The 19,531-nt window shown below is 47.6% G+C and carries 19 protein-coding genes; 8 read left to right on the forward strand and 11 right to left on the reverse strand.

Annotated features, from left to right (window positions below):
• Window positions 1-4: 4 nt before the first annotated feature.
• The 5 genes from H7A02_08110 to H7A02_08130 all read right to left on the reverse strand — a co-directional run bounded on the left by H7A02_08110 (window position 5) and on the right by H7A02_08130 (window position 7,148).
• The gene (locus tag H7A02_08110; GenBank protein ID MCP5172211.1) at window positions 5-1,147 is read right to left on the reverse strand and encodes an acyl-CoA dehydrogenase family protein; all 1,143 of its coding nucleotides are present in this window, start codon (window positions 1,145-1,147) and stop codon (window positions 5-7) included.
• Window positions 1,148-1,407: 260 nt separating this feature from the next.
• The gene (gene tmpT, locus H7A02_08115) at window positions 1,408-2,055 is read right to left on the reverse strand and encodes a thiopurine S-methyltransferase (GenBank protein MCP5172212.1); all 648 of its coding nucleotides are present in this window, start codon (window positions 2,053-2,055) and stop codon (window positions 1,408-1,410) included.
• A gap of 90 nt (window positions 2,056-2,145) precedes the next feature.
• On the reverse strand, window positions 2,146-3,630 hold the full coding sequence (locus H7A02_08120) for a hypothetical protein (protein MCP5172213.1): 1,485 nt from the start codon (window positions 3,628-3,630) through the stop codon (window positions 2,146-2,148).
• A 3-nt stretch (window positions 3,631-3,633) separates the two neighbouring features.
• Entirely contained in the window at window positions 3,634-4,497 is an 864-nt protein-coding gene (locus H7A02_08125; GenBank protein MCP5172214.1) for an outer membrane lipoprotein-sorting protein, read from the reverse strand.
• A 2-nt stretch (window positions 4,498-4,499) separates the two neighbouring features.
• Entirely contained in the window at window positions 4,500-7,148 is a 2,649-nt protein-coding gene (locus tag H7A02_08130) for an MMPL family transporter (protein MCP5172215.1), read from the reverse strand.
• A 97-nt stretch (window positions 7,149-7,245) separates the two neighbouring features.
• Here H7A02_08130 and H7A02_08135 point away from each other — a divergent pair, with 97 nt between their 5' ends.
• Together H7A02_08135 and H7A02_08140 are read left to right on the forward strand one after the other, a co-directional pair.
• Window positions 7,246-7,545, forward strand: a complete 300-nt coding sequence (locus H7A02_08135) for a winged helix-turn-helix transcriptional regulator (protein MCP5172216.1) — start codon at window positions 7,246-7,248, stop codon at window positions 7,543-7,545.
• Between the two features lie 44 nt (window positions 7,546-7,589).
• Complete coding sequence (locus H7A02_08140; GenBank protein ID MCP5172217.1) at window positions 7,590-7,793, forward strand: DUF2892 domain-containing protein; 204 nt, start codon at window positions 7,590-7,592, stop codon at window positions 7,791-7,793.
• A gap of 102 nt (window positions 7,794-7,895) precedes the next feature.
• On the opposite strand, the gene H7A02_08145 is transcribed toward H7A02_08140, so the two are convergent.
• Window positions 7,896-8,324 carry a group II truncated hemoglobin gene (locus H7A02_08145; GenBank protein ID MCP5172218.1) on the reverse strand — a complete coding sequence of 143 codons (429 nt, stop codon included), beginning with the start codon at window positions 8,322-8,324 and terminating at the stop codon, window positions 7,896-7,898.
• A 636-nt stretch (window positions 8,325-8,960) separates the two neighbouring features.
• Between H7A02_08145 and H7A02_08150 the strand changes: the two genes are divergently transcribed.
• The gene (locus H7A02_08150) at window positions 8,961-9,599 is read left to right on the forward strand and encodes a TetR/AcrR family transcriptional regulator (protein ID MCP5172219.1); all 639 of its coding nucleotides are present in this window, start codon (window positions 8,961-8,963) and stop codon (window positions 9,597-9,599) included.
• Here H7A02_08150 and H7A02_08155 read toward each other — a convergent pair.
• Both H7A02_08155 and H7A02_08160 read right to left on the reverse strand, forming a co-directional pair.
• The gene (locus H7A02_08155) at window positions 9,596-10,900 is read right to left on the reverse strand and encodes an alpha/beta hydrolase (GenBank protein ID MCP5172220.1); all 1,305 of its coding nucleotides are present in this window, start codon (window positions 10,898-10,900) and stop codon (window positions 9,596-9,598) included. The two genes, H7A02_08150 and H7A02_08155, sit on opposite strands and share 4 nt — an antisense overlap.
• A gap of 230 nt (window positions 10,901-11,130) precedes the next feature.
• Entirely contained in the window at window positions 11,131-12,063 is a 933-nt protein-coding gene (locus H7A02_08160; protein MCP5172221.1) for an alpha/beta hydrolase, read from the reverse strand.
• Window positions 12,064-12,381: 318 nt separating this feature from the next.
• Between H7A02_08160 and H7A02_08165 the strand changes: the two genes are divergently transcribed.
• Window positions 12,382-13,620, forward strand: coding sequence for a DUF445 domain-containing protein (locus H7A02_08165; protein MCP5172222.1), 1,239 nt, complete (start codon window positions 12,382-12,384; stop codon window positions 13,618-13,620).
• Between the two features lies 1 nt (window position 13,621).
• Here the strand turns inward: H7A02_08165 and H7A02_08170 are convergent, their stop codons facing one another.
• The 3 genes from H7A02_08170 to H7A02_08180 all read right to left on the reverse strand — a co-directional run bounded on the left by H7A02_08170 (window position 13,622) and on the right by H7A02_08180 (window position 15,335).
• Window positions 13,622-14,296 (reverse strand): transglutaminase family protein, encoded by a 675-nt coding sequence (locus H7A02_08170; GenBank protein MCP5172223.1) that lies wholly within the window; start codon window positions 14,294-14,296, stop codon window positions 13,622-13,624.
• A 31-nt stretch (window positions 14,297-14,327) separates the two neighbouring features.
• Window positions 14,328-14,897 (reverse strand): NnrU family protein, encoded by a 570-nt coding sequence (locus tag H7A02_08175; protein ID MCP5172224.1) that lies wholly within the window; start codon window positions 14,895-14,897, stop codon window positions 14,328-14,330.
• A gap of 66 nt (window positions 14,898-14,963) precedes the next feature.
• On the reverse strand, window positions 14,964-15,335 hold the full coding sequence (locus H7A02_08180; protein ID MCP5172225.1) for a VOC family protein: 372 nt from the start codon (window positions 15,333-15,335) through the stop codon (window positions 14,964-14,966).
• A gap of 165 nt (window positions 15,336-15,500) precedes the next feature.
• Here H7A02_08180 and H7A02_08185 point away from each other — a divergent pair, with 165 nt between their 5' ends.
• The 4 genes from H7A02_08185 to H7A02_08200 all read left to right on the forward strand — a co-directional run bounded on the left by H7A02_08185 (window position 15,501) and on the right by H7A02_08200 (window position 19,366).
• Window positions 15,501-16,844, forward strand: coding sequence for a DUF1329 domain-containing protein (locus H7A02_08185; protein ID MCP5172226.1), 1,344 nt, complete (start codon window positions 15,501-15,503; stop codon window positions 16,842-16,844).
• A 201-nt stretch (window positions 16,845-17,045) separates the two neighbouring features.
• Entirely contained in the window at window positions 17,046-17,279 is a 234-nt protein-coding gene (locus H7A02_08190; GenBank protein MCP5172227.1) for a DUF2789 domain-containing protein, read from the forward strand.
• A 118-nt stretch (window positions 17,280-17,397) separates the two neighbouring features.
• Window positions 17,398-18,303 (forward strand): 30S ribosomal protein S6--L-glutamate ligase, encoded by a 906-nt coding sequence (rimK, locus tag H7A02_08195; protein ID MCP5172228.1) that lies wholly within the window; start codon window positions 17,398-17,400, stop codon window positions 18,301-18,303.
• Between the two features lie 13 nt (window positions 18,304-18,316).
• The gene (locus H7A02_08200) at window positions 18,317-19,366 is read left to right on the forward strand and encodes a succinylglutamate desuccinylase/aspartoacylase family protein (GenBank protein MCP5172229.1); all 1,050 of its coding nucleotides are present in this window, start codon (window positions 18,317-18,319) and stop codon (window positions 19,364-19,366) included.
• Window positions 19,367-19,531: the final 165 nt, after the last annotated feature.

Here is a 19,531-nt window from a genome sequence, read left to right on the forward strand (position 1 = left end):
CGATCTAAACAAACTCGCGGCCAAACATATCTCTGGTGATAATGATTTTTTGAACGTGAGGTGGGCCATCCGCAATCTGTTGTCCAATGACGTCTCTCAGCCGTTGTTCAACAGGGAAGTCCTTGGTGTAGCCGTACTGTCCATGCAGTATCAAACAACCGTGGATCGCTTCTACCGACATATCCGGCCCTTGCAACTTGCACATCGCCGCTTCCTTGGTGTGAGGGAGCCCCTGATCTCTCAGCCAGAGTGTGCGATGGCAAAGGCAACGCACCATTTCCAGTTTGCTCGCCCAATCGGCCATGGGGAAAGAAACTCCCTGATTTTTCGATAGGGGTTGACCAAAGGTAGTTCGCTCTTTGACATACTCAACGGTTTCATCAAGCGTTTTTTGTGCAGCGCCAACACACATCAGACCAATCAGTGCCCGAGTGTAATCAAACCCCTGCATGACCTGAACGAATCCCGCTCCTTCCCGGCCTATGAGGTTTTCTTCTGGTATCACTACGTCATCCAGGAAAAGAGAGCCGCGAACAATGCCACGGGCCCCCATATCAGAGTACGGAAACCGGCTGATACCCGGCAGATCCAATGGCACAAAAAAAGCGCTGATACCTTTTGCTCCGGGGCCGCCAGTGCGGGCGAAGATAACCGCTGCATCCGCGACCATTAACAACGTAATAGCCGACTTTTCACCGTTCAATACATAACTGTCACCCCGCTTAACTGCTGAAGTTTTGATCGCTGCAGCATCAGACCCGCAGTGAGGCTCAGTTAAACAGATACTTAATATTTTCTCGCCTTTGGACATGGCAGGTAGCCATTCACTTTTGATTTTTTCGGCCGCGTATCGCTCCAGGACATCACCAATAAGTGCAGAATTAAGTATTCCGTAACAGCAATTGAAATCGCCTCTGGCCAGCTCTTCCATCACCATACCAGCCGTCAGGCAATCCAGGTCGAGCCCACCATTCTCAGCCGTTACCCGCATACCAAAAAGGCCAAGCTCGCCCATTTTTAACCAGGCTTCTTTGGGAAACTCGTCATTTCTGTCCCAATGTGTATATTTAGGTAATAGCACTTCATCGGAAAAATCATGAACCGTTGAAAGTATCAATTTCTGCTCTTCTGTTAGGGTGAAATCCATAAGTAATCCTTTGAATTCTTGTAGAGATTTACATGCTCTGACGGAGGTTTCTCAATCCGTTTCAACTTGCGGGTATAAGATCGCCAGCTCTAATAGTGGAACCCGTAACCGCTAAGTTTCTCTGTAAAAAGATAAACCTGCAAAGCTAGTTTGGTCGGGTTTTTAGTTTGAAATCAATAGATGCCCGCAGAGGGTGAGGCGCAGGCAACCTGATTGCTCTTTTTGAATATGGCTTACAGAACTGAAACCACATGATTTAGCTACTGCGGCACAGAGGCCTGCAGCAATCTTGCGCTTTCTAACGCTTCGCACTTGCCTTTTAATCCGCCCTCGACCGGTGCTTCTTCCAGCAATATGACGTTATGGGTATTTTGGTAATGTGCTTTTATTTCCTGCCCGGTTACCGAAAAAGGAGGCCCGTCCATAATTGATTGATCATAATCAAAGCTGATCAGCAACTGCGATGCTCCACTGGTGATAGCAATCATATGGTCGGTGTACCTGTCTCTTAGAGACTTGGGCAGTGCCACTAGCGCCGCGCGATCGAACACCGCATCGACATCGCCCAGCTTGAGTTTTGTCAGGCGAAAAAAATCCCCCACAAAAACTTCCAGATTTTCCCAACGGTATAAAACCATTTCAGTTAATCGAGAAACAATCGGTTTTACACCCAGTTCTGCAAATAATTGCTCAACGGCGGTTTGACTCAGTTCTACCCCAACAACGCGATACCCCTTGCCCAGCAGCCAGGCGATATCCCGGGTTTTTCCACACAGAGGAAGAAAAATACGCGCGTCTTGCGGCAACGCCAAACGATCAAAATACTTTACCAGCAACCAGTTGGCTTCGCCTTCATGAAAACCGATGTCATTGGTTTTCCATCGTTCGTGCCAAAAATCAGGCTCCATCTTTAACCTCTTCCCAGATATATTTTATTTTCAAATACGATACTGCGCTGCAAGGCCCGCCAGCAACCCGTTAAGTGCGTATTGCTTGCATCAAAAACTGTAACGAATGCTACCGTAAAGGTTGCTGTTATCTTCAAATTGCCCGAAAAAAGAATACTCGTTTTTGCCAGAAAACAGATTCATTCCCACTTCTGCTGCCCAGTTATCGTTGATTTTATAATTCACTTTAGGCCTAGCATACATGTCTTCATCTGTCGGGGAGTAAAAGAGAAACAAGCTGAGAGTCAGGTTCTGATTCATCGCTAACCGGGTAACCCGCATGGTGATTAGCTGACGGTAATGGTCGCGTGCCTGCTGCCCGGGCAGTAGGCTCTCATGATAGCGATCATAATCACCAAGCACTTCAAGGTAGTATTGAAGGCCCAAGGTGGTGTCCTTTGCGACTTCCCATTCATAACCTGCTAAAAACCGAAATTCATCGTTATTAATAAATGGGTTAGTACCCTTGCTATCATCTTTGGAGTTATAAAAACCCAGCTCAACACTGGCAATGCCAATACCCAATGCTCCCCTGGCGCTCGCTCCCAGAACCTGCAATTCCGGAAAAATAGCCTCACCCGTTAACGGGTTAAATCCACCCGGGCTTTTCCAGAACCCCTGATACCCGTACAGCGCAACTTCGTAACCCGCTATCTGCCGATAGATGCGAAGAGCAAGTTCGTCGTCGCTACCGGAGTGTTCAGGCTTGTCAACGTTCAGCAAACCGTTCTGCCCCACAACAGATCCAAACAAAGGACTAAAGTAAGACAAACGTCGACCGTCAATATAACGATCAGCATCAAACCTCGGGCTGTAAATCAGATTGATATTGAACAACTCACTGAAATAACCAATGCGCAAAGCATCTGAGGGAGCCTTCAAATATTGTTCATCCCGACCGGCCAAAAAACTATTCCAGTCTTTAGGGAAAAGGTCGTTAATAAAAAGCAGGTCGCCAACCCCCCAGGTCAAAATCTGGCGACCTGCCTTGACATCTACGCCTCCCGAGAACCGGTACTCGACCCAGCTTTCGCGTAAATCCAACCAGCCCGATCCACTTTCGAGATCGTTGTGATGGCTGTCTTCAATATCGTCGTAAAGAAAATCTGCGGTTACTTTTGCCGACCATCCCTGCCATTGCCAATCCTGCTTCAACTCCAAACGGGTTTCAGCCAGTGAAGCCGTGCGTTGATTGTCAACACGTTCCAACCGATGCCCTGCACGCAGCTCCCAAAACCCACTCACGCCATGATGCTCACTGGCATCAGACTCATCGAAAGCCCAAGCATCCTCATCCGTGTTATCAAAATCGTCAAAGCCATCTGAGTCACCCAGTTCTTCTCTGCCGAGCTCATCAAAGCCATCTAAATTGTCCAATCCACCGGGCATTGCAGGCTCTTCCATTCCGGAAGGTAACCCTGGCTCGTCAACTCCGGCAGGCAGCTCCGGCTCGGCATAAGAAGCGGATACATTTAACAATGCCACCGCTCCCAAAAAAACCAGACAAATATTCAACCTAGGGTTCTTCACGATCATTCCTTAGCGCAAATAATTCATCGGGGCCGATCGCAAGTAACGCTCGGTAAACACCTCTTCCGGAACCTCAATGTCATAATTAACCTGGCTGTACCTCATCAGGGTTTTAGTTCCGGTTTTCAGGTTTTCCATACTGGATTGCGTCACTGTCGAGTAGCCCTGAATAGTTTCAACTTTGAGCGCTTTGGCGATCCGGTATTTTTCTCCTTTATCGTCAAAGTACTCTGTTTGTACCGGAATAAAGCTGCTTTTGTGGACATACATAAGGTAGTGATTGAACTCCACGGTATCCGGATTTTTGGGCGTGTGTTTGAGCACATAATAATTGTCGGTAATGTCTACGAGTTCATGCACATCTTCGTCCAGGCTGCGGCCACTGACATCTTCGTAAAAATAGTCGGAACCCACAAAGCTGGTGCGCTTGTCCGTGGCAGCAATACGCTTAACCAGATCCAGAGCAGGTAGATACAACCAGCGGTCATCGTTACCATCCAGTTTTTTGTGCACCATAAATACCATTTTATTAACATCGGCTGGGCGATGAAAATATACGTAAAACCGCTGCTCGCCCAGGTAAGCGCTTTGCGCTATCTCGTCTGTTTCCGGAATATCACGCCGCAAAATAGTAAAGCTGCGCTGACGCTTCCTGCCCTGTTTATCCGTAATTAGCATCTGTACCTGAGATCGACCATCCGCACCCTGATAATAGCTGGTGAGATTGGCCCTATTTATGATCTCCTCAACAGAGGGTACCTGACCGTCAGCAGAAGCACCTGCCATGTCCGCTGCAACCGGTAGTGCCAATAATGTCAACAATGGCAGAAAACTTTTTAGCACTGACCATTTTTTAAAGCTTAAACTTTTCATTATTAACTCCTTTCTCCGGTTTTAAACAACGAGTGCCTGAACAGTGTGACTAGTGCAGGCAAAATAACTAACGTTGCAACACCAGCACTGAGAACAATAGTGGCGATAAAAATACCTACGGTTTGATACGGTACCAATGGCGCCATTAGCAAAGGCAAAAAACCTGCACTTAATACAATAGCATTGCGGCTGATCGCTCTCGCTGGCTCACCAAAGACCTCCTTAACTGCAGAGAACCAATCACCAGTTTTCGCCACAGCCTCGCGACTTCTGGCCAGGAAGTGTATCGAGTAATCCACCGCCAACCCCAGACTCATTGAACTGAGAATAGCCACCGGCATATCGTAGTCCTTACCAATAAGACCAATCACACCGTAAATCAAACCAACAGTTAAAGTCAGCGGCACCATGGATAACAAACCAAACAATAACGATCTGAACAGCACTATCATCATCAGCAGAACCACAACAAAGGAACCAAGGAACGACCCCAGCATGCCCACTACCATTTTGTCCTGCCAAATAACGTTGATATACGTCAGCCCGAACCACTTGGCCTCAATACCGTCAGGGGCAGGATTAGCAGTGACATATTGATCGAGCGATGCAACCACCACTTCCATATCCTGGTTATCACCACTGGTGAGCTGTAACCAGAGATTTGCATGTCCGTAATCCGGAGTAACAAAGTGCCAAAGATCCTGGGGGCGATGGCTGTTCTGATAGGTAATCAGTGTCTGACCAACCGCATTTGCGGTATTCGGAATCCGGAACTCTGTCGGCTCACCTAACAGCAGCTCCCGGTGAACAGTTTTCACCACATCCACCAGCGAGTTCACTTTGCCCACCTTCTCTCCGGTCAGCAAGTACTGTTGCAAACCATCCATCCAGGCCAAAACCTCCGGCTTTTTAAACACTTCTGCATCCTGGCGCTGCCGATCCAGAAGTAACATAATTTCATCCCAGGCAAAATAGTCGTCTCCGTCCGCTTCAGCCATCTGATCTTCGGCATAAGCTGTCAGCCTGGCAAGCCCTGCAACTGCGGAAACCTTTTCTTCAACCACCAGCTTAACCTGCTCTGAAAACCCTTCAATGATAGTCGGATTTCCCCCAGATAGCCCATCAAGGCCTGATAGTAGCGAATCAGGCTCAAACAACGCTTTGTCTTCAGCCGGTTTCAGTGATAAATAGGCCATATAAGTACCGCCGAAGTGCTCGTTTAATACCCGGTCGGCCGTGCGTAAATCATGTTTCTCCGAGAACCATTTAATGGGGTTATCGTTAATCACTATTTTAGTTACGCCGTAGGCAGCAACTCCGCTAATCAATAAAGTAACCACAAGAATAGCGGTATGCCGGGTAGACGCCACTCGCCCGGTAAAAGCCAGAGCTCGACCCATTAATGTATGGTCTTCTTCGCCTTCGCTACCGACATGACCGTAACCTTCCAGTTTTTTATCCGGAATAAGCATTAAATAAGCGGGGATAAACAGGATCGTCAACAACCAGGCAATAAATACGCCTGAGGCAACAAAAAGACCAAAAACCTGTACCGGAGGTATCGGCGTCAGCGCCAGCGATGCAAACGCAGCAACCGTAGTTAACGTGGTGTAAAGCATGGGTTTGAAGAGTGTGTGCATCACCTCTTCAACGGTTTTTCGCTTATCGCGAATCGTCGGGTAACGGTCAAAGAATTCCGAAAGAATATGCACCGCATCCAGCACCGCAATGGGCATCACAAAAATCGGAATCATGGAGCTCATAATATGAATAGTATTGCCGAAGATAACCAGTAAGGCCATTGAAGCCATGGCGCTCACCATCGCAACAATCATCGGAGATACCACCAGAATCAATCGCTTGAAGAACCAGAGCAGGATCAGAAAAATAACCAGCATGGCCAGGGGTGCAGATATGGCCATCTGAATAAACATTTCCACGCCAAAAGTATCTTCGGCTACCGGCAAGCCAGTGACATAAACATGATCATTGCCTTCCCAGTCGGCAACAAACTCTTTAACTTCCTTTGTCACCTGGTAGGACATATTTTTACTGGTTAAAGGTAAGTACAGTGCAATGGCCTTGCCATCCTCAGAAACCAGTGTGCCGTTCAAAAAAGGAATATTCTGGGCGCGCTGACGAACCAGCAGCGCCTCTTCGTCGCTGGCTGGTGGAGATGGCATCAACCAGGAAAAGTTAACAACCCCCAACCCGCCCTGCTCTATGTTATCGACCATTGAAGGCGCGATCATATCTACTTCAACCACGCCACGATATTGCTCAGGGTTATTCTTGTCCGGCCAAGACAACGTTTTGGCAAACTCTGTTAATTCGTAAACCTTCGCCAAAGATTTGCTATTAAAGACTCCCTGAGGATGCTCTTCGTTCACAACCCCTACAACCACCATATCGGATAAAGCAAATTCCTCCTTATTGTGGTCATGAAAAATCCTCACCGGCTCATCTTCCGATAGCATATTCTCAGGATCAGTATCCACGGCAATGGGATGCAGCAGCGGCAATTCAACAAAATTCGGGGCCGCAGCAATACCTAACAGCGTCACCGTAAAAAACACCATTGCCCATACAATTTTTCTTGGATGGTTAAGCGCATAGTGGACAAAGCTGTCCTTTAAGCCGAAGCTAGCCATAGATAACACCTCTAACTATATTTTTTTGTTGCAAATATATTAGATTATACTTATATTAGATTCAACTAATTTATTAACATAACTTATCAGAGCTTTAATGAATATCAAAGAAATGCAGGAAAACGCTGACGAAGCAGCCAGTTTGCTGAAGCTGATTGCCAACCCTTCGAGACTGCTGGTGCTGTGTGCGCTGGTCACCCGAGAGCACACAGCAGGAGAGCTCGAAGAACTGGTCGGCCTTAGTCAGTCGGCAGTGTCGCAACATTTAGCAAAGCTTCGCCACCAGAATATGGTTGCCACCCGCCGAGATGGGCAAAAAATCTATTACTCTCTCAAAAACCCCAGGGTTAAGCAGGTAATCACCACCATGCACAGTATTTACTGCAACAGCCTTTAACCGTTTTACCAGGCTTTAAAAGCTATTAAGTAAGGAGAACCAAAATGAATGTAGACAGACTTGTTTTTGCTATCGCCGGAGCTTTTATTCTAATCAGCGTTGCACTGAGCCAACTGCACTCCGTGTATTGGCTGTGGTTTACCGTTTTCGTTGGAGCAAATATGCTTCAAGGTGCTTTCACCGGTTTTTGCCCACTGGCAATCTTTCTGAAAAAAGCAGGCAATCAACCCGGCTGCGCATTTAAGTAGAAATCAGGCGAAATACACGTCATTAACAGTTCCTTCTCGCCACACAGCCTACGGCAGCCTGCAAAATTCGCAGACTGCCTCTTATTGAGGCAACCACGGTTGCTAGCCAGCGGCGATAATACTCGAATCGGAATCTGCAATGCTTGCTCCCTCCTTGTTACGGACCTGATCTGCGATTCGAAACATGGGTATTTTTAACATCTCGACCAATTCATCACTGGCACCTGTTCTCTCAAGAGCTTTATCCATGCAACGCAACCACATATCACGCTCGTCCGGCCCGATATGATAATGCTCATGGGGCTCCGTCATACAAACAGTGCCATATTTATTCGCATAAAGCGGCGGACCACCCATCCAGCCGATCAAATACTCTGACAACTTTTCTTTCATCGGGGCCAGATTTTCAGCATGCATTTGTCGCAACTTTCTCAGATCTGGCAACTCATCCATAAGGTCATAAAACGTACCAACCAACTCCCTAATACCTTCTTCACCTAGTATTTCATATGGGGAACGCGCTGTTTGCATAAATTTTATACTCCAAGCTTAAGATTAAATGCAGTGTTGACGAATCCTAGCTTAAACATCCTCTTCCCTAAGTTCCATCCCCTGACATTACTAGTCACACCCAGTCAAAAAACCATATGCATACCAACCGGTATGCATATAACAAAAAAATCTAATAGAGCGTTTGAAAAATTCAGGACGGGACACCATAATACGAACATACCAACTGGTATGGATTAAAATATTCTAAAGAGATGAAAGGAGAAACAGACATGACCATGACCTACATTATCGCTATCTTGGCAAGTATGCTTGGCAGTATTTTGCTAAACGATGGCTACAAGAAGTCAAAACGTGACCATGACGACAAAAAACAGGTTGAATAATATGATTCAACCACCAGAAAGGAGGAGCAGCCAACAGATTTTAGCGTTGACTGCCCCTCTGAGTATGCGATACTGACCAGTCTGAATGCATATAATTTTAACTTTACATGCCAAGTAACAGATAAGTAATAGAATAGACTTATAACCAACAAAATATTTGACACCAACAACATACCAAAGAGTATGGCTAGTGGTTTTATTAGTGACGCAACTCCACTGGCGCCCTGGTTATCAAGACAAACCGGGCTTATCACTATGGGGCAACGCACAGATGTCAACAGCAGAACAAACAAAAAGCCAGGCAACACGAAAAACTATCCTTAATGTTGCTGCCGCTGAAATCTACCAAAACGGTTTTCGCTCTACCGGACTTAACGAAATTCTTTCAAAAACGGGCCTGACCAAAGGCGCTTTTTATCACCATTTTCGATCAAAAGCCGAACTCGGATTAGCGGTTGCACAAGAGATCATTGACGGCACCATTCGTGAACTCTGGATCAAACCTCTGCAGAGGGCTAATGCTGGTGTAGAGGTACTGCAATCGACACTGCAATACGCCATGGCTGCAAATAATACCAAAACCGTATCAAGCGGCTGTCCTCTGTGCAACCTCGCACAAGAAATGGCCAATCAGGACGAAAATATCTGCGCCGCATTAAGACACACACTTGATGACTGGCTCCAGCAAATAACCAATGTACTGAAACATGACCAGGAGATAGGCCGCATTCGCAGTAATGTCGACTGCGAACAGAGTGCCTATTTTATTCTATCATCATTACAGGGAGCGATCGGTCTGGCGAAACCGTACCACAGCCCAGCCCCATTTCGGGCATCAATGCGCGGACTGATAGACTATCTGGATGGCCTTAAAACACAACCGGCGCTGAGTGAACCTACCGTAAACTAAGCTTCGACCTGGTTGTCCAGCGATTTTTCCAACCCTGCTGAATTTGTCGGCATGTTCTTATCAGCACGGTACTGAACAAGATTCCACTCCAGAAAACTGTGAATGCCTTTAATCACCGGCTCGGTGCGCGGTGAATGCATGTGGTCAAAAGCATGCTCGGCACCCGGTAATTCCAGATAAACCGCCGGTTGCCGGATAACGCCACGAAGATTCTGGTAAAACAACCGGGCACCGGAAACTGTCGTCAGACTGTCAATCTCCCCCTGAACGATCATGATTGACGGCAAATTACCTCTAATCTGAGTGCTCGGCGAAGCCAGCTCCCAAAGCTGGGGGTTCTCTTCCGGAGATTCGTAGATAACCTTGTTATGAAGGTGCCCAACCATCAAATCGCGGCTGTCAGCATGGAAAGTGCCAAGAAGATCATAGACACCATAGAGCGATACAACAGCCTGCACAGAGGTATCCACATCGGGAAACTCTCTCTGTAATTCGGGCTGATTTTGCGTCATTCCCAGTAAAGTCGCCAGATGTCCACCAGCAGAGCCTCCCGTAACGGCCACGAACTCCGGATTCACACCGTATTTTTTGCCTTCCGTACGAATCCACTTTAACGCTAGCTTGCAATCTTCCAGGTGCGCGGGAAAGCCGACACTGGGGCTGAGCCGATAATTAATCGTGACACAGATCCAGCCCTTGCTTGCCATATAGTGAAGCAAGGGCAACGCCTCAAGATCCTTGGAGCCCATCACCCAGGCTCCACCATGGATTTGCATCAGTACCGGACAGCCTTCAGCGGGTATGTTTTTAGGTCGATAAACATCCAGTTGGTGCATCACACCCAGTGGTCCGTAAGCAATATTTTTTAATACTTCCACCTCTGGGCGTTTCATTTTAAATGGGTTTAACCACTCCCTGAAATGGGTCGCCGTCTCGATTTTGGCACGCACCTCCGGGGGAAGTGTTTCAAGGTAGTTGTCGCCCAGAGCTTTTTGAAGGGCTCTGCGGGTTAACTTTTCAGCTTTAAAAGCGTTCCTGATGCTCTGCATCAAAAAAACCCAACTCACCACCAAAACCAGCAAGGATAAGCCTCCCAAGGTGGATTCTGTGGCCCCCAAAACAAAAAGTATCAACGCCATCGTTACCTGCATCGGCAACCACAACCAAGCCAACTCGGAAGAAATCAGCGAATGGGCAAACAGCGTCCAAGGCGGTACCAGTCTTTTTGTGTGGCGGTCACGGTAAATCGTGACCATAGAGAAAGCATTAAAAACTGCCAGGGCTAAAAGAATCCAGTCCATGATAGGCCTTTTGGGGTGGGTGTAGGGCTATGATTTGGAGGTGAAAAACTCTTGGGTTATCAAATAAATCAGGCCGCTCGGCCCGCCCATAAACAACAAACGTGTTAACAAATTGCCGCGCTACATTTTCAGCACGTGTGGGCGTCAAGGATAAACGCGTTACCTTGCTAAAACAAGTTGACTGGTGGATATTCGACGATGACGTTTGTCATAGCTATGATCACAGAAACTTAGAAGTGCTGCTCGATAAACGTCTTGTGACAGTCAGCGGTTTCTGCAACCGCTTCAACCATAGGTGCATGACCCGCCTTATCCAGTATCTTCAATTGACTATCCGGCAACAACCGAGCAGCGGTTTCCGCTGCGCTGACATCGAGAATTCTGTCCAGGCGGCCCCATACAACCAGTGTGGGTATTGTGATTTTTGATAATTGTTCATTAATCGGGGAGTTAATACGGAACATCATGACTTCATTAAAAGCTTTCTTCAGTATCGAATACCTGGACGCTACTTCGTGAAGCAAATGTTTCTTGAAAATCCAGGGTAGCCTTACCGGTTTCACAGCAATCATCGCGAACAATCTGTCCAGTTCTTCAATGGTCCTGGGCAATAGCACCAGCTCACCTTTTTCAAACATCACATCCAGATCTGATTTGCGGGAGGAGGCAATCCCGGCCGCATTCATTAATACCAGAGTCCTGACCCTATTCTGACAGGCAATACAGAACATAGCCGAGATTAACCCGCCCATGGAATTACCCGCCAAATGAAAGGATGAAATATCCAAATGTTCAACAAATTTTTGAAGCGCTTCAACCTGCCCGTAAACGCTGTAATCTACCGGTACACGCTGACTATAAGCATCCCCAAAACCAGGCAAGTCAGGTGCAATAATATGGTAATCCTCTTTCATCGCCTTGATATAGGGAAGCCAGACGAACTTGTCCACACCAAAGCCATGCAGCAACAGTAAAACAGGCTTTTCGTGGCTGCCTGCCTCCAGATAGTGCCATGTCTGCCCATCCATAACATCAATCCGACGCTTTCTGGCGCCAAAAGCCAGCGCTGTTACCAAATAAATAACCTTTACCACCTGAGCCAGCAACCAATACCGTGCCACAAATACCAAAACCAGCGCCAGCGCAATAGCTACGAACAACATTCGACAACCTCATTTATAAATTCCTGCGTAGCCCACCGTGCAATATTCGAGCGATACAGCAATGTCTGCCTTTTTGTCAGCCTGACTATAGAATAATGTTACGACACCTTTGTGTCATTCATCTCTATCCCACTTAAAAATTTTTGCTTTCCAAGATGCCGCTATTATCTGCTGATCGACATGGTTCTGAACACCTTAAGAGTGAGCATTAAGACACATTGGTTTATAATCCCTACTCGCCCTGTTCTGCTGTTCCACCAAGGGTTTTGCTCAATATTTTTCGATAACACTAACAATAAAACGAAAAAGGAAACTGCTTTGGAAACCATCCTGAATTTTTTACAAACCTACTGGGTCTATCTGACCATCCCCGTTGTCAGCGCCATCGTTGGTTTTGGAACCAACTGGCTGGCTGTAAAAATGATGATGTCTCCCCTTGAATTTGTCGGCATTGGTCCTTTTGGCTGGCAAGGTGTAATTCCCGGCAGCGCCAAGAACATGGCCAAAGCTCTGGTCGAAAACAGCGTGGCGAAGGTACTGACTCAGGAGGAGCTAGCCGAACGCATTGACGCGGCAGAACTGATTGACGCCTTGCAGCATCGCATTGATCCCTTGATTGAAGACATTGTTGATGAAGTCATGTCCGAAACTACCAACTATGGTATCAAACTGAATCGTTTTGTGTGGACAGCTTCCCCGTCATGGATTAAAGAAAAGGTTTATCAGGAGGTGCATAAAAATCTGCCAGGCATGGTCGAGAATACTGTGCGGGAAATAAAGGACAACCTGGGTGACCTGGTCGATATTAATCAAATGATTATGGACCGGTTGGTGCAGCACAAGGAGCTGCTGGTAGAAATTTTTGAAAATGCAGCAGCACGTGAGTTTACCTTTCTGGAGCGCAGTGGTTTCTATTTTGGACTGCCCTTAGGGATACCAGTCATGTTTTTGTGGTATTTCTTTCCCGTCTGGTGGCTACTGCCTGTAGCGGGGCTCCTGGTAGGATATCTCACCAACAAACTGGCAATTTACATGCTGCAGAAGCCTCTAACGCCAGTAAAAATCGGCCCTTTTACCATGCAGGGGCTGTTTGTCCGACGGCAAAATGAAGTGTCCATATACTATGCCAAGGTATTCGCCGAAAAACTGATTACTGCCGAGTCTCTGGCACAGGAAGTCCTTAAAAACGGGAAATCCTCTGATTTATTATTCGACCTGATTCAGCGTGAAGTAAATACAGCACTGGAAAAGTCCAGCGGCACAATGAAAACGTTGATGGTGTTTTCTGTCGGACCACAGGAATACGATAAAATGCGCAAAATCATTAGCGAGCGATCATTCAACGAGCTAAACAAGCCCGACAAACGTTCGTTCCGCTACATCGACGAGGCTCTGGATATTGAAAACACGCTGGCAGAGCGTGTTGGAGGCATGGCTCCGGACGAATTTTTCGAACTGCTGCATCCAGTAGTTGCCGAAGACGAGTGGAAACTGATGGCCGTTGGCGCGGTCCTCGGTTTCGGTGCCGGGGTTTGTCAGTGGCTATTACTGACTTAATTTATTTGAAATGCTCTTGGCTCAGTTCCTTGTCAAAGCTGCTTCCTACAGACAACTTTGCCTCAAGGTCGCCATACACTTTGGCGAAGGTCGCTCTTAACTGAGCAAGGGGCATATCGGCGAACTCACCCCTGTTCCTCAGATACTCCATATGTTTATTCCCGGCCTGGTCAAACTCGTGATAAATCGAGTCTTCCAGGCCATCAAACTCCAAAGGCCTGATATTAACTTTCTCGCACAAGCCAATATTGAAAGCAGGCGTGGCTTTCACCCACTTGTTCTCGAGAAAAATTGAAGCATAGCCATGCCAATGAAAAATATCAGTTTGCATCACTCTGCGCATGCGTTCCGTTGACAGGTGATTCTGCACATCAGCAAATCCAAGACGGGCAGGAATTCCTTGTGCACGACAGCAAGCGACCATCAAAATAGCCTTCGGCACACACCAACTCGCGCCCCTGGCCAGAGTGTTGCTGGCTTTGAGCCCTGTAACCGTCAAGCTGACATTGTAGGGATCGTAGCGAATTTGATCCCTCACCGCATAATAAATGCCGACTGCCTTTTGAAGATCGCTGCTAGCACCCTGAACATGCCGTGCGGCAAAATCCGAAACTGCGGTATTCTCAAAATCAATACTGGCTGTAGGTTCAAGGAATTCTGCCATAGAGTACTTCATGCTTTCCCGCCCTCAAAAACCCTATTTATTTTCAAAAAAGTGGCACACCAATTAGCAAACTGTGGAATTTAACTACAAACCCGGCGTATACGCCCAACCCGACTGCAATTGCAATTACGTCATTGAGAGGACCCACCGGGGCAGCAGGTATGGGGCGGACTTCACGTTTTTTCATTGAAATTCGGTCAGCCACCGCCCATAACAGAAAACTGCCAAATAACAGCACATCTGCCGAAGCCCCATTTACCAGTAAGTGCGACAGTGCCCATAGTTTGGTTGCCACCAGTGTCGGGTGTTTTACTGTAGACTTGATTCGCCCGGGCAAATAGGTTGAGACCAACAGCGGAAATACCGGCACCATCAACAACAGCACCAGATGTCGCAACACTGCAGGTGGAGAGTACAAAACACTGGCTGTTACGCGCGCGTCCCCATACCCTTTAATCATTAAAACAAAGCCCACCAGAGAAATTAGCCCAATAAGACCTTTCCAGCCCCACTCCCCTAACTGCTGGGCCTTTTGGTCTCGCCATCGGTGGTTAATAATCGAAACTGAATGTGGCAGAAAAAATAATAGAATACCCACTATTAACATAGTCATCTGTCTGATCCCTAATTGTTATAAATAGTCTGGAAAAGCTATCCTTAATTCAGCTGACAGACACATTTACCCAAAAACGTAAAAAGCGCCCTTATTGCCATCCGGGTCCCGGAAGTACGCGCCATAGAATACATCAGGCAAACGCTGGCCCGGCTCGCCTTCACAGGTGGCCCCTAATGCAATGGCTTTTTTATACAGTTTATCAACGGTAGGTTTGTCGGGAGCAGGAATAGCAAACATATTACCATTGCCGGGGCTTGCCTCCTTTTCGTTATAGGGAATACACACGGCCAGCATCGGATCCTGTGCAGATTTGCCATACATGGCGATACGCCCCATATCAAATACCACTTCAGCACCAAGATCAGCCAGTAATTCACCATAGAATGCTTTGGCCTTATCCATGTCTTTAACACCAATCGTTACGTATCCAATCATAACCGTCACCCCTCTTGTGTATTTCGCCAGAATTATATTTCCAATTTAAAACGGCAGGCTTCAAACGGCCTACCTTGTTCGCTCTTCTTCCTGAAGGTACAGTACCGAATAATAGGGTACATACTGGGCAAACCTCAACAATAACGCAATATGGGACACCATTTAATGAAAACCTCCATCAGTTGGGCCTTCGCCACAATATACCTGGTACTGGCAACTGGCGTGACAGCAGAGCTTCTACAGGAGAAAAATTATGATCGCCTCAACAGCGACCTAACCCCGATGGGTGCTGAACGGGCGGGCAATGCTGAAGGAACTATCCCGGCATGGGACGGTGGTCTCACTGTTGCACCAGAAAACTGGCATCCAGAACAGGGCTACCCTGATATTTTTGCCGACGACCCCATCCTGTTCACCATCACGAAAGAGAACATGACTCAGTACCGTGAGCAGCTCAGTGATGGATTAAAGGCGCTACTGGAAAATTACGACAGTTTCAAAATACCTGTCTACAGAACCCGACGCACCTTTGCCAATCCTGAATTTGTATATCAGGCCACACGCGATAATGCAGGGAAAGCACGGGTCGACGGAGATGGTCTGGCCAGCTACCAGCAACCGGGAGTACCATTCCCGATACCGGCAAGCGCACAGGAAGTCATATTCAACCACCTCAATGGCTGGATAGGCGGTTATGAAGGTTGCACGGACTGGATGCCCATCTTTCCAAACGGCGACTACTATCGTGTTGGCTGGTGTTCCAAGCTTATCCAGTCATCCGAAATGGATAATATACAGACGCCCAACGACAGTGTTTACTTTATTGGCCGCTATGATGCTCCCGGCTCGTTGGTGGGTACGGTTTATCTGGTACACGACGTTTTTAATTCCGAGGTCAGCAAGCGCAGAGCCTGGATATACAACTCTGGCGCCCGGCGGGTACGACGAGCGCCAGATCTTGCTTACGATAACATTGCCGATGGCAGTGAAGGGATGGCCACCATTGACGACGCTGCTGGCTTTAACGGGGCTATTGATCGCTACCACTGGAAATTGCTGGGCAAGCGGGAAATGTATATACCCTACAACGGTTATAAGCTCGGTGACCCTTCTTTAACATATGACAGAATGATTGAAGGCACACAGCTTAAGTCCGAGTTATTACGCTTTGAGCTGCACCGTGTCTGGGTTATCGAAGCCACCCGGAAACCCGATGTTTCGCACATCTACAACCGCCGGGTATTCTATATTGATGAAGATAGCTGGAAAGTCACCCTGACGGAAGCCTACGATAACCGCGGCATGCTATGGCGAACCGCTATTCTACCTCTGTTACAACTCTACGATGTTCCCATTATGGTGCAACGAGCAAGTATGTTCCACGATCTGATTAATGGCACAACACTTCTTTACGGGCTGGACAATGAGCGAGAAAAGCCATCGATGAAATGGCACAGCAAAGGGAGGCTGATTGACTTTCGGTCCTCATCCATAAAAAAGCAGAGGTAATATAACCTTGCCCACAATAAATCATGCCTACCACCTCACATGCACCGCTGTGATAGACGTTTTATTGCAATGATCTCATACCATCGACCACAGGCATTCAGCATAATCGTTGACGGCCCTTCTCTATTGATGCCTAATCCGGTTGATTGCGGTAAGCTGGAACAATGATCTCCACATACACCATCACGGAGCCAGTAAATCATGGTTGAAGACCCCATCACAATGAATCTACTCTTTGAACAGCTGGGTTTAGACTCTTCTGATGAAGCGATTGAAGCATTCATTGCCAACCACTCACCACTGCCCGCTGAAGTGAAAATTTTTCAGGCTCACTACTGGAACAGCGCACAAGCTGAATTTCTGGAAACGGCGTTAAAAGAAGATTCTGAATGGGCGATTGTCGTTGACGAGCTCAACGAGCGCTTAAGCGTGTAATAAACCTTGAGGCGGTAACACTCAACAATGACGTACTGACAACCTGGCTCGATACCACCCGCCTTTCGTTTACGCCAGAGTAAAAGCGCAGCATTGACACAATAAAAGAGTATTCATGATGAAAATAGCCGTGTTATCACGCAACGAAAACCTTTATTCAACTCGCCGCCTGAAGGAAGCAGGAGAAGCGCGCGGACACGAAGTTGATGTTATCGATACCCTGCACTGTTATATGGACATAACTCGCAGTCGTCCGGCGGTGCGTTATCACGGTAAGGAATTACCGTTTTACGATGCCGTCATCCCCCGTATTGGTGCCTCCATTACCTTTTATGGCACAGCCGTTGTACGCCAGTTCGAAATGATGGGAACATTTTGTGTCAATGAATCCGTCGCTATCAGTCGCTCCCGTGACAAGTTGCGTTCACTGCAATTGATGTCCCGTAAGGACGTTGGCCTGCCACGTACCGGCTTTGCCAACAAGGCAGACAACATCAAGGATCTGATAAAAAATGTGGGCGGTGCACCGGTAGTGATCAAATTGCTGGAGGGTACTCAGGGTATTGGCGTGGTGCTGGCAGATACCAACAAAGCCGCAGAAAGCATTATCGAAGCCTTTATGGGCCTGAAAGCCAACATTCTTGTTCAGGAGTTCATCAAAGAGGCCGGCGGCGCAGACATTCGCTGCCTGGTTGTCGGACAAAAAGTGGTGGCGGCAATGAAACGCCAGGGCGCCGAAGGTGAATTTCGTTCCAATTTGCATCGTGGCGGATCTGCAACGCTGGTGAAACTGTCCAGGGAAGAGCGCGCTACAGCGGCAAAAGCAGCAAAGGTCATGGGTCTCAATATCTGTGGTGTCGACATATTGCAATCCAAAAATGGCCCTGTTGTTATGGAAGTTAATTCTTCTCCCGGGCTCGAAGGTATCGAGACGGCAACTAATAAGGACATCGCCGGTATGATCTACGCCTTTATCGAAGCGAACGCAAAACCGAATAACACCCGAACCCGGGGTAAAGGTTAAGCAGAGAACTGATATGCCGCAAAACGCCAACAATCTCCATATCGGTGGTTTTACCATAAAACCTGGAGAGACCCGCCAAATAGAAATGCCGGTAGCAAAACTCTATACCGATACAGATATTTGTATTCCTGTGCATGTCCGCCGCGCAAAGAAGGCCGGACCAACGGTATTTGTTTCTGCTGCAGTACACGGCGATGAGCTTAACGGCATTGAGATTGTCCGCCGTTTGATCCAGATGAAATCACTGAAGCTCTCCAAAGGCACGCTGATTCTGGTACCGATGGTGAACGTCTACGGAGTTCTCAATCAAAATCGCTATATGCCAGACAGACGAGACCTGAACCGCAGTTTCCCTGGCTCCTCAAAAGGGTCACTGGCGGGCCGCGTTGCGAACATCTTTCTGGAAGATATCGTTAAACATTGTGATTACGGTATTGACCTGCATACCGGGGCAATACACCGCTCCAACTTGCCCCAGGTGCGCGGTAACCTGAACGATGATGAAACAAGAGAGCTCGCCGAAATATTCGGGGTTCCGGTATTGCTGAATTCCGATATTCGAGATGGATCCTTGCGACAAGCCGCCGTCGAATCCAATATCCGCGTTTTGCTCTACGAGGCGGGCCAGGCCTTGCGCTTTGACGAACTGTCAATACGGGCGGGCATACGGGGCGTCCTGAATGTTCTCGCACACTTGCAGCTCATCCGCAGAAAAAAGCCCCGCAAGCCATTAACCCCCTTCATCGCAAACAGCAGCGCCTGGATCAGAGCGGGTTCCAGTGGCATCGTCAACAACCTGAAAAATCTTGGTGATCAAGTACACCCTGGCACGCCACTGGCACATATTGGCAGCCCTTTTGGGGAGATCCTTGACACTGTTGTCGCCACCAAGTCAGGCATTATTATTGGCAAACAGAATATCCCCCTGGTGCAAGAGGGTGATGCCATGTTTCATATCGCATTTTTTGCCAGCAAGGATGCTACTATTGTTGAGAATATTGAAGCATTACAGGAAGTCCTGACCCCAGAAAATAATCGGGATGCGGATCTCAGGTTACTGTAGGCACCACACCCTTCCCTACAAGTAACAGCAAATGACAGCTAACTAGCAGGTATACTCAGGTGGATGACAGGACGCGACTTCCCATTCTGGCTACCACCGGTACTGCGTGCCATATCATTGCTCTTGCCGGTGCGTCTTTTGTATATCAATATTAGGTGTGTAACG

The organism is Pseudomonadales bacterium, assembly GCA_024234435.1.
In the GTDB taxonomy this organism is placed as follows: domain Bacteria; phylum Pseudomonadota; class Gammaproteobacteria; order Pseudomonadales; family Porticoccaceae; genus JACKOF01.